The organism is Demequina sediminis, from assembly GCF_039545075.1.
Classification (GTDB): Bacteria; Actinomycetota; Actinomycetes; order Actinomycetales; family Demequinaceae; genus Demequina; species Demequina sediminis.
Map to the genome: position 1 here is coordinate 1 of NZ_BAABRR010000015.1, position 14141 is coordinate 14141.

Below are 14141 nucleotides of genomic sequence, written 5' to 3' on the forward strand. Positions count from 1 at the left end.
ATCGCGGTGATCCATTCGAGAGAACTTTGCAAGGGTGAACTCGAAGGCCCCGCGGTGGCCGCTTCCTCTGTCTACGAGGAGCCTTGCCACCGCCGGGCGCTACACCACTCTAAGGGGCACTACTGCGGGCGGCTCGATACCCGCTTCGATGACGCCACACTCGGGGCGCTTCGCACTCGTGCGACGCGGCTCGGGCTGGCTCCGAGCACGTGGGTGCGGACCGTCGTGCGCGATGCGCTCCACGCCTCTCGGAGCGAGGAGCTGGACGCCGCCGTGGCCGCGCACCTGCTCGGAGCCGAGTTGCGCGTGCAGGCCTCGGCGGACGCCCGCGAACTGGCCGCCCAGGTGCGCCCGCTGGCGATCAACGTCAACGACCTGGACCGCCGCGCGCGGGCCGGTGAGGCGGTGGCGCTGTCGGCGGAGGTGCCCGAGCTGATCGAGTTGCTACGCGAGGTCCGGGCGCTGCTCGGGGACCGGACGGCGTCATGAGCACCACGCACTACAGCCCGAGCACGAGCGTCGGAGACACGGAGCGCTACATCCGAGGCAAGGAGGACGAGCGCGGGGCCGCGGTCACGTGCGACGTGCCGGGAGGCCCCGGCGCATTCTCGGCCCGCGCCCGCGCGCTCACGCAAAACACGAAGCGCGGCGTCGAGGCGCTGCACTACCGGCAGTCGTTCAGCGACGAGGAGTTCGACCCGAACAGCCCGGAGGACGTGCAGCGGGTGAATGATCTGGGCTACCTGCTGGCGAAGCGGATGCACCCGGACTCGGACTGCCTCGTGGTGACGCATGTGGATGGACGTGGCCGCAAGCCGCACAACCACATCTTGGTCGTCAACCACAACAACCGCACCGGGAAGGCGCTCTCGGACTACCGCACGTTCCACGACCGCAAGGCAGGGAACCAGCGGGGCGTGCAGTCGGCAAACGACGAGCTGATGCGCGAGCACGGCCTCTCGGTCGTAAAGCGGCTGGAGCACCCGCCGAAGGACTGGGAGCTGCGCCGCGAGGACTTCGCCGAGGGGTCGCTCGACCGGGAGATGGGCGACCGGATGAGCGCCGCTCTGGCCAATCCCCGGTCGATGGACAAGGCCGGTCTCGAATCGGTGATCGCGGAGCAGAACCAGCAGCTTGGCGACGACGGGAAGCAGGTGCCGCGGATGCGCCTGCACACCGCCGTGAGCAAGCGGGGCAAGAACGTCGGCAAGGAGACGTGGACGCTCTACATCGAGGACCGCCGAGGTGAGTCCGGGCGCGCCGAGCGCCGTAAGCGCACCAGCGCCCTCTCGGCGGACTTCACCCCAGAGGGTGCGCAGGCGTTCTTCGACTATCACCAGCAGCAGAAGGAGCAGGACCATGAGCGCAGCGCTCGACAGGCTGAAGCAGCAGAACGCGCAGGACGAGCAGCGGCAGCAGCTCGGCAGTCCGGAGACGATGGAGACGTTGACCTCGATCCTCGCCGCCGTCGAGGCACAGAACGCGCGGCTCGACCGGCTGGCCGAGCAGCAGAAGAAGCTCGCGGGGCTCGTGAAGGTCATGGACGAGGAGATGAGCAAGCGCATCGACCGGGCGTCGACCTCGCAGCCGTCCGTCAGCACGTCACCGCAGATCGAGAGCGTCGAGAGCAGGCTGAGCGAGATCGAGAGCACGCTCAGCGAGTTCGTGCAGAGTCTCGACGGGAAGCGGCTGAGCGCCGCCTCGCAGAGTTTGGTCGCCGAGGCGCAGAAGAACCACGCGGCTACGGCCTCGGCGATTGAGGGACTCAAGGCACAGGCCGCGGCGAACCAGAAGCTCGTGAGCCAGGTCGGCGGGGCCGTGCAGCGGATCGAGAAGCGCGCCGAAGAACGGGTTGAGAAGGCCGTCGAGCAGGTCGCCGGGGAGGCCTCGGCCACGATGACGGCGAACCTCGACGCGTCCAACGAGCGCGCCGAGCGGATCATCGCCGCGACGGCGAAGCTGGAGGCTCGACAGCTCTGGTCGGCTGCCGCTGCGATGTGCCTCGCCCTCTTGCCGGTGGTCGTGGTCGTCGCTGGGCTCTGGATGGGCATCGCGGGGCTCATCACAGGCGCTCAGTGGGCCCTCGACGTGGACGGGAGCCTGTGGCTCGGCATCGGGCGCTGGCTCGTGGTTGCCGTGGGCCTCACCGGGGCCGGCTACGGGCTCTTCGCGTCCGTCCGTTGGGTCGCGTGCCTCGTTGAGACCTGGAGGGGCCGCGGGATGCCGAAGTGGCCCCGCTGGCGCAAGTAGGTGAACCCGGTTCCCGAGGGCAAGCGCGCGGAGCGCGTGCGGCAGCCCTGACGAGTCGACAATGAGTCAGCACACGCTGTATAGTTCAGTGCATGCTGACCATTGCTTCACGCCTCGACGTCATGAACCGGCTTGGCCGGGCCATGGCGGACCCGACGCGATCCCGCATCCTGATGACCCTGCTCGACGGCCCAAGCTACCCGGCCGTGCTTTCGCGCGAGCTGGAGCTGACGCGCTCGAACGTCTCGAACCATCTGACCTGCCTGCGCGACTGCGGGATCGTGGTCGCCGAGCCCGAGGGTCGGCAGACGCGCTACGAGATCGCTGATCCGCATCTCGCGGCGGCGCTCACGGCGCTCGTGGACGTGACGCTGGCCGTCGATGAGCACGCGCCGTGCGTCGACGCCGAGTGCGCCGTGCCCGGCTGCTGCGGGACGGGGGCGGGCGAGTGAGCGCGGCGTGCGGATGCGACGAGACCGAGACCGCGGTCGGTGAAGCAGTCGACGAAGAACAGGAGCGCCCCTGGTGGCGGGACCGCGGGATCATGGTCCCGGTCTTCTCGGGCGTCGCCTTCCTGACCGGTCTGGCGTTGGAGTGGTCCGGGATGGAGATCCCGGCGCAGGTGCTCTTCTGGATCGGCCTGCTGCTGGGAGCGTCGACGTTCACCCCTGGCGCGATCCGGAAGCTGTTCACGGGCAAGTTGGGGATCAGTCTCCTGATGACGATCAGCGCGATCGGTGCGGTGATCCTCGGCTACGTCGAAGAAGCCGCGGCGCTGGCGTTCCTCTACTCGATCGCGGAGGCGCTGGAGGACAAGGCGATGGACCGCGCCCGCGGCGGGCTGCGGGCGCTGCTCAAGCTCGTCCCGGAGACCGCGACCATCCGCCAGGACGGCGCATCGGTCGAGGTCGCCGCGAAAGATCTCGCCGTCGGTCAGCTGATGCTGGTGCGGCCGGGTGAGAAGATCGCGACCGACGGCATCGTAGTCACTGGTCGTTCGAGTTTGGACACCTCCGCGATCACCGGCGAGTCGATCCCGGTCGAGGTCGAGCCCGGCGACACGGTCTCGGCCGGCGCGATCAACACCGCGGGTGCGTTGGAGGTCGAGACGACCGCGGCGGGCACCGACAACTCGCTGACCACCATCGTCGAGCTCGTGGAGGAGGCGCAGGCAGAGAAGGGCGATCGTGCCCGGCTCGCCGACCGCATCGCTCGTCCCCTTGTGCCGGGCGTGCTCATCCTCGCCGTCCTCGTCGCACTCATCGGTTCGCTGTTCGGCGACCCCGAGCTGTGGATCACCCGCGCCCTCGTCGTGCTGGTGGCTGCGTCGCCGTGCGCACTGGCGATCTCGGTCCCGCTGACCGTGGTGGCCGCGATCGGTTCGGCGAGCAAGTTCGGTGTGATCATCAAGTCAGGGGCTGTATTTGAACGGTTCGGCGTGATCCGCCACGTGGCCGTCGACAAGACCGGCACCCTGACCCGCAACGAGCCCGCCGTCACTGCGGTGCTCACCGCCGACGGGATCACCGAGGCGCAGGCGCTGGCCTGGGCTGCCGCGCTGGAGCAGCACAGCACCCACCCGCTCGCGGCCGCGATCACCGCTGCAGCGCCTGAGGCCCCTGCTGCCGAGGACGTGACCGAACAGGCCGGGCACGGCATCGAAGGCAAGCACGACGGCGCGCGGATCACGGTCGGCAGTCCCCGCTGGTTGGACGCCGGGCCGCTCGGCGACCAGGTAGCAGGCCTGGAGGAGCAGGGCATGACCGTCGTCATCGTGCACCGCGAGGGCGTCCCGGTCGCCGCGATCGGCATCCGCGACGAGCTGCGCCCCGAGGTCCCCGAGGTCGTCCGCACCCTTACCGCCCAGGGCGTCGGGATGACCATGCTCACCGGCGACAACGCCCGCACCGCCCGCGCCCTGGCCGCGCAGGCAGGGATCGAGGACGTGCGCGCCGAGTTGCGCCCTGAGGACAAGGCCGCCGCGATCGGCGAGCTCGGCCAGCACGGTTCGGTCGCGATGATCGGCGACGGCATCAACGATGCCCCCGCCCTCGCTGCCGCCGACATCGGCATCGCAATGGGGGCGACCGGCTCCGATGCCGCGATCGAGTCCGCCGACGTGGCCTTCACTGGTCACGATTTGCGGCTGCTGCCGCGCGCGTTCGACCACGCCCGACGCGGACGCCACATCATCAACCAGAACATCATCCTGTCGCTGCTGATCATCACCGCGCTGCTCCCGTTGGCCCTCTTCGGCGTCCTGGGCCTCGCCGCCGTGGTGCTGGTGCACGAGATCGCCGAGGTCGTCGTGATCCTCAACGGCCTGCGCGCCGCCCGGACTCGGAAGGAATCCATCGCATGAAGGTCGAACTGCTGCACATCGTCGACTGCCCGAACACGGCCATCGCCGAAGCCAACGCACGCGCGGCGCTGGACGTTGTCGAGCTCGGGGCCGTTCCTGTCGAGCTGGTGACGATCTGGACCGAGGACGAGGCGGCGAACATTAGGTTCGGAGGCTCGCCCACGATCCTCGTCGACGGCGTCGACCTGTTCCCGACGACACCGGTTCGCTCGCTCGCGTGCCGGGTCTACGCGACGGAGAGCGGGTACGCCGGATCCCCGACTGTGGCACAGATCGATGAGGCGCTTCGCGGCCGTAGGCGAGGCGGCGGAAGCGATCGATAGATCCGGTGTCACAACCAAGACATGCGCTAGGGCGTGTCTCCTATATGGCTGACCAGATGAGACAGGCGGCGAGGACGACGGCTGCGCGGTAGGTGATGGCGAGCTTGTCGTAGCGGGTGGCCAGGCCTCGCCATTGTTTGGCGAGGTTGAAGTGGCGTTCGACGACGTTGCGGCCGCGATAGGCGGTCTTGTCGTACGTTCGCGGGCGTCCGCCCCGACTGCCGCGGCGTTGGCGTGCGGCTGCTTCGTCGGACTTTTCAGGGATGACGGTCTTGATGCCGCGGGCGCGCAGCTCGCGCCGGTAGGTGCCAGCGGAGTATGCCTTGTCAGCGATGACGGAGTCGGGTCGGGTGCGTGGCCGGCCCGGACCGAGGCGGGGGACGTGAATGTCGGCCAGCACGGCGCCCAGCATCGCGCCGTCATTGCGTTGCCCGCCGGTGATGACCGCCGCCAAGGGACGGCCGTGGCCGTCGACCGCAGCATGGATCTTCGTTGTCAGGCCGCCACGCGAGCGTCCGATGCCGTGCCCGGCCGGTTCACCGGCGCGTGTGCCCGGACTCCTGTAATTCGATGTGGCCCCCTGTGTCCTGATCGGGGCGGGTCGTGTTCGTCGCATGCTGATGGGCGCGCGTGATCGTCGCGTCGACGGACACGTTCCAGTCCACATCGCCAGCCGCATCGGCTTCCGCGAGCAGCTGTGCGAGGATCCGATCCCACGTGCCATCAGCGGCATACCTGCGGTGACGCTTCCACGCGGTCTGCCACGGACCGAAGTGCTCACGCGGAACGTCCCGCCACGGAATGCCCGTGCGATACCGATAGGCGATCGCTTCGACCACCCGCCGGTGGTCACCGAAAGGATGCCCGCGCCGCCCTTCGTTTGAAGGCAGCAACGGCTCAATCCGAGCCCACTGTGCGTCCGTGAAGACCTGATAGCGCGAAGAAGACGACGTCACCAATCAAGACTGCCGCGCGTCACCACCCCAATTTGGGAGACACGCCCTAGCGCATGTTGATGACGCCGGTGCCGAGCTCGACGCGCGACGTGCGCGCGCCCATCGCCGCGAGTAGCGGGAAGGGAGAGGACGTGTTCTGCTCGAAGTGGTGAATGCGGATCCACGCGCCGTCCATGTCGGCGTCCTCCGCCGCCTCAGCGAGCCGGATCGTGTCCGCTATGAGCTCGCCCGCGGTGCGCACCTTCGAACCGGGCGCGGCGGACCACCACCCGAACGACAGAAACCCAATGTTCCTCATGCCCACTCCCTCCGTTGACGCGTCAACAATCTATCGCCCCAACACCCGGAGGCGCACACCGATTCCACGCCGACGCCCCGGGTATCTCTCCATTCTGGTCCGCCCCGAGCCGCGTGTCGCGGTGGCGGCGAACGCTGTCGCTAGCCTGAGCGCATGATCACGATCCGTCGGGTCGAACCCGATGACGCCGACGCTCACGCGCTGTGGGCGGAGCAGCAGGAGGACCTCGCGCGGCGCTATGACGCCCCCGACCTCGTCCTCGAGACGCGCTTCGACACGCTGGTGGCCTCGCTCGTGGGCTACTCGGAGCAGGGAGAGCCCGTCGCGAGCATCGTCCTGCGCTGGTCGCCCTACGACACGGGCGCGGGCTCGCTCGAGCTCAAGCGGCTCTTCGTGCGCCCCCTCCACCGCGGCCATGGCCACTCCAAGGTGATGATGGGCGCCGCCGAGGCGATCGCACGCAAGGCCGGCGCCACCCGCATCGTCCTCGAGACCGGCACCGAGCAGCCCGAGGCGCTCGCGCTGTACGACCGCCTGGGCTACACCCGCATTCCCGGATACGGGGAGTACAAGGACGAGCCGGACTCGATCTGCTACGGGCGTGACCTGCCGTTCCGGGTGCTCGTGGTGACGGGCGCGATGGGGGCGGGGAAGACGTCGGTGGGCGAGTCCGCGCATTCCGCCCTTGCCGTGCGGGGGGCCCGCACGGCGTTCATCGACGCGGACACGCTGTGCGAGGCGTACCCGTCTCCTCCGGACGACACCGTGAACCAGTCGCTGCTCATGGAGGCGCTCGCCGCGCTCGCGCCGGTGTACCGGCGCCGCGGCTACGGACTCCTCGTGATTCCGCGAATCCTCGAGGACCCGGCGGACCGCGCCGCCATCGCGCACGCGCTCGCGGGTCCGGGAGGGATCGCGGACGTCGCCGTCGTGCGCATCACGGCGCCGCTTGAGGAGCGCATCGCGCGCCTGCGCCGCCGCGAAACCTCGCAGCGCTGGCTCGACTGGGCCGTGCCTCGCACCGCCGAGCAGGCCGACGAGCTCGAGGAGCTGGCCATCGAGGACGCGGTGGTGGACAACAGCGGGCGCCCTCCCGAGGATTCTGCGGCCGAGGCCCTCGACGCCATCGGCTGGTAGCGGCCCGCGCGCGCGCCGGGCGGAGCGCGGAGCGCTCAGTCCGCCAGCGCGAACCTCACCGCGGCCGCGGCGTGCAGCTCGAGCGCGTCGAAGTAGGGCACGTCGACGTCGCCCGCCGTCATCACCATCGGGATCTCGGTGCACCCCGCGATGACGCCGCCGGCTCCCCGGCCCACCAGTGCGGACGTGACATCCCTGACCAGGGTGCGACCGGCATCGTCCACGATGCCCCGCGCGAGCTTGTCGTAGATGAGGTCATGGACCTCGGAGAGCGCGGGCTCCTCCGGGACGATCGCGGTCACGCCGTGCGCGGCGAGGCGCTCGCGGTAGAACGGCATGCGCATCGTGAAGCCCGTGCCCAGCAGGGCGACCGTGTCGAGGCCCGCGGCGCGGATCGCGTGCGCCGTCTCGTCGACCACGTGGATGACCGGCACGCCGGCGGCCTCCTGCACCTCGTCGGCCACCGCGTGCATGGTGTTCGCGCAGATGAGGATCGCCTCCGCGCCGCCGTCGACGAGCCAGCGCGCATCGCGGCCAAACGTCGCGGCCAGCCCGTCCCAGTCGCCCGCCTCCTGAGCCTGCGCGATCGCGCCGAACTCGTAGTGGCGAATCACGAGGTCCGCGGTGCGCCCGGGCAGGGCCGCCGCGACGCCGTCGTGGAGGAGTTGCTCGTACACGAGCGTCGAGTGCCAGGTGATGCCTCCCAGGAGGCCGATGCGGCGAGGGGTAGAGCGCATGCCTCGAGCCTAGGAGGGGCGGTGGTGCCACGGGCCGTGAGGTTGGCCCCTGTTCGCAAGGGCGACCTTCCTGTACGATGGAACGATGCAGATTGGCGAATTGGCCGCGCGCGGCGGCGTGACGGCGAAGACCGTGCGGTACTACGAGAGCATTGGCCTCATGACCGCGCCCGAGCGGCGCGCGAACGGCTATCGCGAGTACGGCGAGGGGGCGCTTGAGCGACTGCGCTTCATTCGCGACTCGCAGGCGGCGGGGCTCAGCCTCAGCGAGGCGGGCGAGATCCTGCGCATGAAGGACGAGGGCGAGAGCACGTGCGAGCACAGCCGCGCGATGGTCGACAGGCACCTGCGGGACATCGACGCGCAGATCGCGAGCCTGCTCGCCGCGAAGGCCGAGCTGACCGCGCTGTCGCGGCGTGCCGAGGCGCTCGACCCCGCGAACTGCACCGACCCTCACCGCTGTCAGGTCCTCGCGCTTGACCTTGCCGTCAGCGGGAAGGTTTAGCCTGCCGACATGAGCACCGACACCACCACCCCGGCCGAGCCCGCCCACCGTCCCGCGATCGATCTCGCGGTGGGCGGCATGACCTGTGCCGGCTGCGCGACCGGCATCCAGCGCGGACTCGCCGCGCTGCCGGGCGTCGACAGCGCCGCCGTCAACATCGCGACCCGACGCGCCACGGTCCTTCCCGACGGCACTCTCGACGCCGACGAGCTCGAGGACCTCATGCGCGCCGCGATCACGGGGCTCGGCTACGAGGTCCTCACGCGCGGACGCGACGCGGGAGCGGACCCCGACGGGACGGACCCCGACGGGACGCGGCCCGACCGGCATCGTCCCCCCGAGGGCGACGCCGACTCCCTCGCCGACGAGCACGCCGCGCACCTCGCCTCGGACGCGCGCCGCATCGCGGACTACAAGCGCCGCTTCCTCGTCGCTCTCGCGCTGTCCGTGCCGGTCACCGCGATCTCGATGATCATGCCGTTGCAGTTCGCCGGCTGGGAGTGGCTGGTCGCCGCGCTCGCGACCCCGGTCGTGTGGTGGGCCGCGTGGCCGTTCCACGCGAGCGCCGCGCGCAGCCTGCGCCACCGCACCACGACCATGGACACGCTCGTGAGTCTGGGATCGATGGCGGCGTGGACGTGGTCGACGGTGGTCCTGCTCGCGGGGATCGACGGCGGCCACGTGTACTTCGAGACCGGCGCCGTGATCGTGACGCTCATCCTGCTGGGCAAGTGGCTTGAGGTGCGCTCGACCGCGCGAGCGGGCGACGCCCTGCGGGCGCTGTCCTCGCGCCAGAGCGCGACCGCGCGCCTCGAGGACGGCACCGAGATCCCGCGCGCCGCGCTCGAGGTGGGCATGCGCTTCGTCGTGCGTCCCGGCGAGACCATCGCGACGGACGGCGTGGTGGTCGACGGCGAGGCCGCGGTCGACGCGAGCGTCGTGACGGGCGAGTCGGTGCCCGTGGCCGCGCGTCCCGGCGTCGAGGTCGTGGGCGGCACCCTCGCCGCGGACGGCGCACTCACCGTCGAGGCGACCCGGGTGGGCGCACAGACGATGCTCGCGCAGATTGCGCGCATGGTCGACCAGGCGCAGTCGGGCAAGGCGCGCGTGCAGCGCCTCGTGGACCGCATTTCGGCGGTCTTCGTGCCCGCCGTGGTGGCGCTGTCCCTCGTGACCTTCGCGCTGTGGCTCGCTCTCACGGGCGACGCTAACGCCGCGATCACCGCGGCCGTGGCGGTCCTCATCATCAGCTGCCCGTGCGCGCTGGGCCTCGCGACCCCGCTCGCGATCCTCGTGGGCACGGGTCGCGGCGCGCAGCTCGGCGTGCTCGTGCGCGGCGCGCCCGCGCTCGAGGACGCGCGGGCGGTGCAGACCGTGGTCCTCGACAAGACCGGCACCGTCACCGAGGGACGCATGAGCGTCACCGCGACCCACGCGCCGGGCCTGTCCGCCGAGGCTGCCGATGCGCTGCTCGACGCGGCCGCCTCCGTCGAGGATCGCTCGGAGCACCCGATCGCGCGCGCGATTGCCGAGTCGCGGCTCACGCGCGTGCCGCTCAAGGGCTTCCGGTCGACGCCGGGCCGCGGCGTCACCGCGACCGTGCGCGGCGCGGGAGTCGACGGCGCGAACGCCGACCTCACCGTGGGTGCGCGTGGGCTCTTCGACCGGGTGGACGATGCCCTCGAGGCCTGGGCGGCCGGGCGCGAGGAGGCGGGCGAGACGGTCGTGTTCGCCGGGCGCTCCCGCCCGCTGGGCGGAGGCCTCTTGGGGGCGGCGGCGCCCGCCGTGCGCGAGCCCCTCGCGGCCGAGGTCGCGATCGCGGTGCGCGACCGCGTCAAGGACTCGACTCCCGAGGCGCTCGCGGCGTTCCGCAATCTGGGCCTCGACGTGGTGCTGCTCACGGGCGATGCGCGTCGGGTGGCCGAGGCCGTGGGCCGCGAACTGGGCATCGATCGCGTGATCGCCGAGGTGCTGCCGCAGGACAAGGCCGCCGTGGTCGCGAGCCTGCAGGAGGGCGGTCGCCGTGTCGCGATGGTCGGCGACGGCGTGAACGACGCCCCCGCGCTGGCTCAGGCGGACCTGGGGATCGCGATCGGCACGGGTGCGGACGTGGCGCGCGAGGCATCGGACCTCACCGTCGTGTCGGGCGACCCGCGAGCGGCGGCGGACGCGATCGCGCTGTCGCGGCGCACCTACGCGACCATCCGCGGCAACCTCATCTGGGCCTTCGCGTACAACGTGGCGGCGATCCCGCTGGCGGCGCTGGGCGTGCTCGACCCGATGATTGCCGCGGGTGCCATGGGCGCCTCGAGCCTGTTCGTGGTGGGTAACTCGCTGCGGCTGCGCCGCTTCAGGAGCCTCCGCACGGCCTGAGCCGGCACGAGGGCCGTGCCGCCAGGGCCCGGTTCAGCGCCCCGCGACGGACCACGCGAGACGCGAGCGTGCGGCCGTCACCCGACCCGCGGCATCGGCCGCACGCGCGGACACCATCCCGTCCGTGTGTGCGGCCACCAGCAGCGCGAGCTGGGCACGCTGTAGCGCGAGCAGGTCGCGAGCGGCCTGCACGCCGTGGCGATCGAGCATGTCGAGCCGCGCCCTGCGCCGCCTGCGCCGGGTCGACAGCCCCTCGAAGTCGACGGGGGAGACCAGGTGATCGGGAACGGTGTCGCGGGCCATGCGCGCGAACACCTCCCGCTCGCGTTGATGGCTGACGTGGAGGGTGGTGGCGAGCACCACGACGATCGGCACGCCCTTGATCAGAGCGGACAGCACGGGCGGCCCCGAGATCAGCGGGGAGTTGAGGAAAGAGTGGAGCACCATGGCCGCGCCAAGCGTCGCGAGCATCACGCCCCAGCGCCACCACGCGGGCGCGACGGACACGAAGAAGTAGCCCACGCCCGCGCCGGCGAGCGCGGAGAAGGCCGCGTGGCTCCACACGCCGGAGACGAGGCCGCGCATCACGAACATCTGCACCACGGTGTCCATCGCGTCGCCCGCGAGGGCGGCCGTGCGTGCCGTGTAGAGGAAGCCCTCCACGACCTGGAAACCGAGCCCGACCATTCCGCCGTAGAACGCGCCGTCGGCGACCGTGCGGATGCGCGCGCCGGGGATGAGCGCGAGCGCGACCACGCCGAGCGCCTTGAGCGGCTCCTCGACCAGGGGTGCCGCGATCGCCGACAGCCAGGGCGAGTCCTCGCCCAGCCAGCCGCCCACGATCTCGTGCATCGCCGGACCGCCGATGCGCGAGACGCCGACCGCGACCACCGCTCCCCACGCGAGCGCGCCCAGCACGTTGACGACCGGCCGTCGCTCATAGAGCTCGAGCTGATACACGACCGTCGCGAACACGAGGCCGTACAGCAGCCACAGCCCGGCGGCGAGCGCACCCGACGCGGGGTTGGCGAGCAGCGACTCGAGAATGAGCGGAGCGACCACGGTGAATGCGGCCGCACCCATCGCTAGGAAGGTCCAGAACACCCACGAACGCAGATCGATGAATGTCGCGGTGCGCGGACGCGGAATCCCGCCCCGCACCGCGGGCGGCCGCGCCGCGGCCCGGGTCACGCCGTCTCCTCGGGGAAGCGCAGCGAGCGCACCAGGAGCTGAGCCGAGGACGAGGCTGCCTCCCATGCGGTCAACGGAGCGGTGAGCACCACCGTGACCTCGCTGGCGCCGTTTGAGACCACCCAGGCCTGCACCGTCTGCTGCGGCTCCTGGAGGATCACCGTCGCGGCGGAGTCTCCTGCCTCGGTGTCGAACGCGCGCGGGGCGGTGGCCACGGCGCCCTCGGTCGCCTCCTCGCTCCACTGGGCGATGAGGGCGTCGAGCGACTGCGCGGGATGTCGCTCGGCGGCCTCGGGTGCGCCGATCACCAGCGTCGCACCACCCTGAGTGAACGTGGTGGCCCCGGCGGTGGAATCTGCGGGCGTCCACGTGTCGGGCACCGTCACGGTTGCCCCGCCGCCAATTCCGACGGCCACCGGCGGTGGAGGTGCCCCAGCCTCGGCCAACCCGGGAAGAAGCAGGGCGTACGCGGCCACCACGACGCAGATCACGAGCGCTCCCGCGAGAGATCCGCGCCCGATCAGCCGCACGGACAGCGGCTGCGAGGCGGGCCGGGCGCCCGGCGCTCCGGCTCCCGAGGTAGCCGCATCGGCGGCGGAAGAGGCGCCGCTGCTCATGGCTGCGACGCTAGCACGCGGCGGGCCTCGTTCCTGGGTGGTTTCGACCGTTTCGTCGTGATAGTCCGGGGGCGTTGCGGGGGCGAGGGACGTCCCCCGTGTTCAGACCGCGTCGAGCGCGCGTGCGAGGTCGGCGCGCAGATCCTCGACGTCCTCGAGGCCCACGCTCAGCCGCACGGTCGCGTCGCACATGCCGACCGCGGCGCGCCCCTCGGCGCCCAGCTTGCGGTGGGTCGTGGTCGCGGGATGCGTCGCGATCGACTTCGCGTCGCCCAGGTTGTTCGAGATCGCGAAGACGCGCAGCGCGTCGAGGAAGCGGAAGGTCGCGGCCTTGGCCTCGGGCCCGTGGGGATCGGTGCCCTCGGGCAGGGCGATGTCGATGGTGACGAGCGTGCCGCCCATCGTCATCTGGCGTGCCGCGAGCTCGTACTGCGGGTGCGAGGGGAGCAGCGGATAGCGAGCGACGGCCACCTTGGGGTGGGCGTCGAGCCACGCCGCGAGCTCGAGCGCCGCGGCGGACTGCGCGCGCACGCGCACCGGGAGCGTCTCGAGGGACTTGCCGAGCACCCACGCGGTGAACGGCGACATCGTCGCGCCCATGGTGCGGACCATCGTCCTCACCTTGTCGACGTACTCCGCGCCACCCAGGACGGCCCCTCCCAGCACCCGGCCCTGGCCGTCGATGTGCTTGGTGGCCGAGTAGACCACGGCATCGGCGCCCAACTCGAGGGGGCGCTGACCCAGCGGGGTCGCGAACACGTTGTCCACGATCAGCAGCGCGCCGGCGCGGCGCGCGAGGGTCGCGACGTGAGCGATGTCGACCACGTCCTGCATGGGGTTGGTGGGGGACTCGAGGTAGATCGCGTCCGCCGGCTCGGCGAGCGCCCGATCCCAGTCGGCATTGTCGTGCGCGTCCACGTAGTCGACGCGGATGCCCCACTTCGCGAAGTAGTCGTTGAAGACCGTGATCGACGAGCCGAACAGCGCGCGCGCCGCCACCAGTCGCGACCCCTGCTCGAGGATCGCGGCGAGCGACACGAAGACCGCGGCCATGCCGGTCGCGGTCGCGAAGCACGACTCGGCGCCCTCGATCGCCGCGAGCCGGTCCTGGAACATCGTCACGGTCGGATTGCCGTAGCGCGAGTACTGGTAGCGCTCGATCTCGCCGGCGAAGGCCGCCTCCGCCTCCGCTGCCGTGGGGTACACGTAGCCCTGCGTGAGGAACAGCGGCTCCGACATCTCATCGAACGCGGTGCGCGTGACGCCGGCGTGGACGGCGATCGTGTCGGGGCGGAACGGGGGGACGGCGTCCGAGGTCATGCGCTCAGGCTACCGAAGCGAGAAGGGACGATGCGGCGGCCGGGAAAGGAGGCACCCGCCGCCGCATCGTCC

The 14141-nt window shown here is 71.1% G+C and carries 14 protein-coding genes and 1 pseudogene; 9 read left to right on the top strand and 6 right to left on the bottom strand.

The features are described 5' to 3' along the window. Positions 1-6: 6 nt before the first annotated feature. The 6 genes and pseudogenes from ABEA62_RS11715 (at position 7) to ABEA62_RS11740 (ending at position 4935) form a co-directional block, all read left to right on the top strand. Positions 7-489 carry a hypothetical protein gene (locus ABEA62_RS11715; RefSeq protein WP_486304400.1) on the top strand — a complete coding sequence of 161 codons (483 nt, stop codon included), beginning with the start codon at positions 7-9 and terminating at the stop codon, positions 487-489. Next, positions 486-947: pseudogene (locus ABEA62_RS12720) on the top strand (relaxase/mobilization nuclease domain-containing protein); the annotation flags it as partial. The gene ABEA62_RS11715 and the pseudogene ABEA62_RS12720, both read left to right, overlap by 4 nt. A gap of 412 nt (positions 948-1359) precedes the next feature. Further along, positions 1360-2250, top strand: a complete 891-nt coding sequence (locus tag ABEA62_RS12725; RefSeq protein ID WP_425558037.1) for a GumC domain-containing protein — start codon at positions 1360-1362, stop codon at positions 2248-2250. 92 nt (positions 2251-2342) lie between these two features. Next, positions 2343-2702: a Cd(II)/Pb(II)-sensing metalloregulatory transcriptional regulator CmtR gene (cmtR, locus tag ABEA62_RS11730; protein ID WP_144932261.1), complete on the top strand. Its 360-nt coding sequence runs from the start codon at positions 2343-2345 to the stop codon at positions 2700-2702. Further along, positions 2699-4612 (top strand): heavy metal translocating P-type ATPase, encoded by a 1914-nt coding sequence (locus ABEA62_RS11735; RefSeq protein ID WP_286214302.1) that lies wholly within the window; start codon positions 2699-2701, stop codon positions 4610-4612. The genes cmtR and ABEA62_RS11735 overlap by 4 nt, the downstream gene beginning before the upstream one ends. Then, the gene (locus ABEA62_RS11740) at positions 4609-4935 is read left to right on the top strand and encodes a hypothetical protein (protein WP_144932262.1); all 327 of its coding nucleotides are present in this window, start codon (positions 4609-4611) and stop codon (positions 4933-4935) included. Before ABEA62_RS11735 ends, ABEA62_RS11740 begins: the two co-directional genes overlap by 4 nt. A 40-nt stretch (positions 4936-4975) precedes the next feature. On the opposite strand, the gene ABEA62_RS11745 is transcribed toward ABEA62_RS11740, so the two are convergent. Together ABEA62_RS11745 and ABEA62_RS11750 are read right to left on the bottom strand one after the other, a co-directional pair. After that, positions 4976-5894 (bottom strand): IS5 family transposase gene (locus tag ABEA62_RS11745; protein WP_286214300.1). Its coding sequence is split into 2 segments (ribosomal slippage): positions 4976-5515 and positions 5517-5894, totalling 918 coding nucleotides; the frame shifts between segments, so codons are not numbered across the junction. Between the two features lie 43 nt (positions 5895-5937). After that, positions 5938-6189: an LLM class flavin-dependent oxidoreductase gene (locus ABEA62_RS11750; RefSeq protein ID WP_286214299.1), complete on the bottom strand. Its 252-nt coding sequence runs from the start codon at positions 6187-6189 to the stop codon at positions 5938-5940. Positions 6190-6342: 153 nt separating this feature from the next. On the opposite strand from ABEA62_RS11750, the gene ABEA62_RS11755 reads away from it, so the two are divergent. Beyond that, positions 6343-7326, top strand: a complete 984-nt coding sequence (locus tag ABEA62_RS11755; RefSeq protein ID WP_345380268.1) for a GNAT family N-acetyltransferase — start codon at positions 6343-6345, stop codon at positions 7324-7326. 35 nt (positions 7327-7361) lie between these two features. Here ABEA62_RS11755 and ABEA62_RS11760 read toward each other — a convergent pair whose 3' ends face one another. Further along, entirely contained in the window at positions 7362-8063 is a 702-nt protein-coding gene (locus ABEA62_RS11760; protein ID WP_286214296.1) for an aspartate/glutamate racemase family protein, read from the bottom strand. Positions 8064-8148: 85 nt separating this feature from the next. Between ABEA62_RS11760 and ABEA62_RS11765 the strand changes: the two genes are divergently transcribed. Then, entirely contained in the window at positions 8149-8568 is a 420-nt protein-coding gene (locus ABEA62_RS11765; RefSeq protein WP_286214295.1) for a heavy metal-responsive transcriptional regulator, read from the top strand. A 9-nt stretch (positions 8569-8577) separates the two neighbouring features. After that, the gene (locus ABEA62_RS11770; protein WP_286214294.1) at positions 8578-10941 is read left to right on the top strand and encodes a heavy metal translocating P-type ATPase; all 2364 of its coding nucleotides are present in this window, start codon (positions 8578-8580) and stop codon (positions 10939-10941) included. A 33-nt stretch (positions 10942-10974) separates the two neighbouring features. Here ABEA62_RS11770 and ABEA62_RS11775 read toward each other — a convergent pair whose 3' ends face one another. From ABEA62_RS11775 to metZ, 3 genes are all read right to left on the bottom strand, one after another. Continuing rightward, the gene (locus ABEA62_RS11775) at positions 10975-12132 is read right to left on the bottom strand and encodes a PrsW family intramembrane metalloprotease (RefSeq protein WP_286214293.1); all 1158 of its coding nucleotides are present in this window, start codon (positions 12130-12132) and stop codon (positions 10975-10977) included. Further along, positions 12129-12749 carry a hypothetical protein gene (locus ABEA62_RS11780; RefSeq protein WP_286214292.1) on the bottom strand — a complete coding sequence of 207 codons (621 nt, stop codon included), beginning with the start codon at positions 12747-12749 and terminating at the stop codon, positions 12129-12131. The genes ABEA62_RS11775 and ABEA62_RS11780 overlap by 4 nt, the downstream gene beginning before the upstream one ends. A 102-nt stretch (positions 12750-12851) precedes the next feature. Then, positions 12852-14069 (bottom strand): O-succinylhomoserine sulfhydrylase, encoded by a 1218-nt coding sequence (gene metZ / locus ABEA62_RS11785; RefSeq protein WP_345380272.1) that lies wholly within the window; start codon positions 14067-14069, stop codon positions 12852-12854. Positions 14070-14141: the final 72 nt, after the last annotated feature.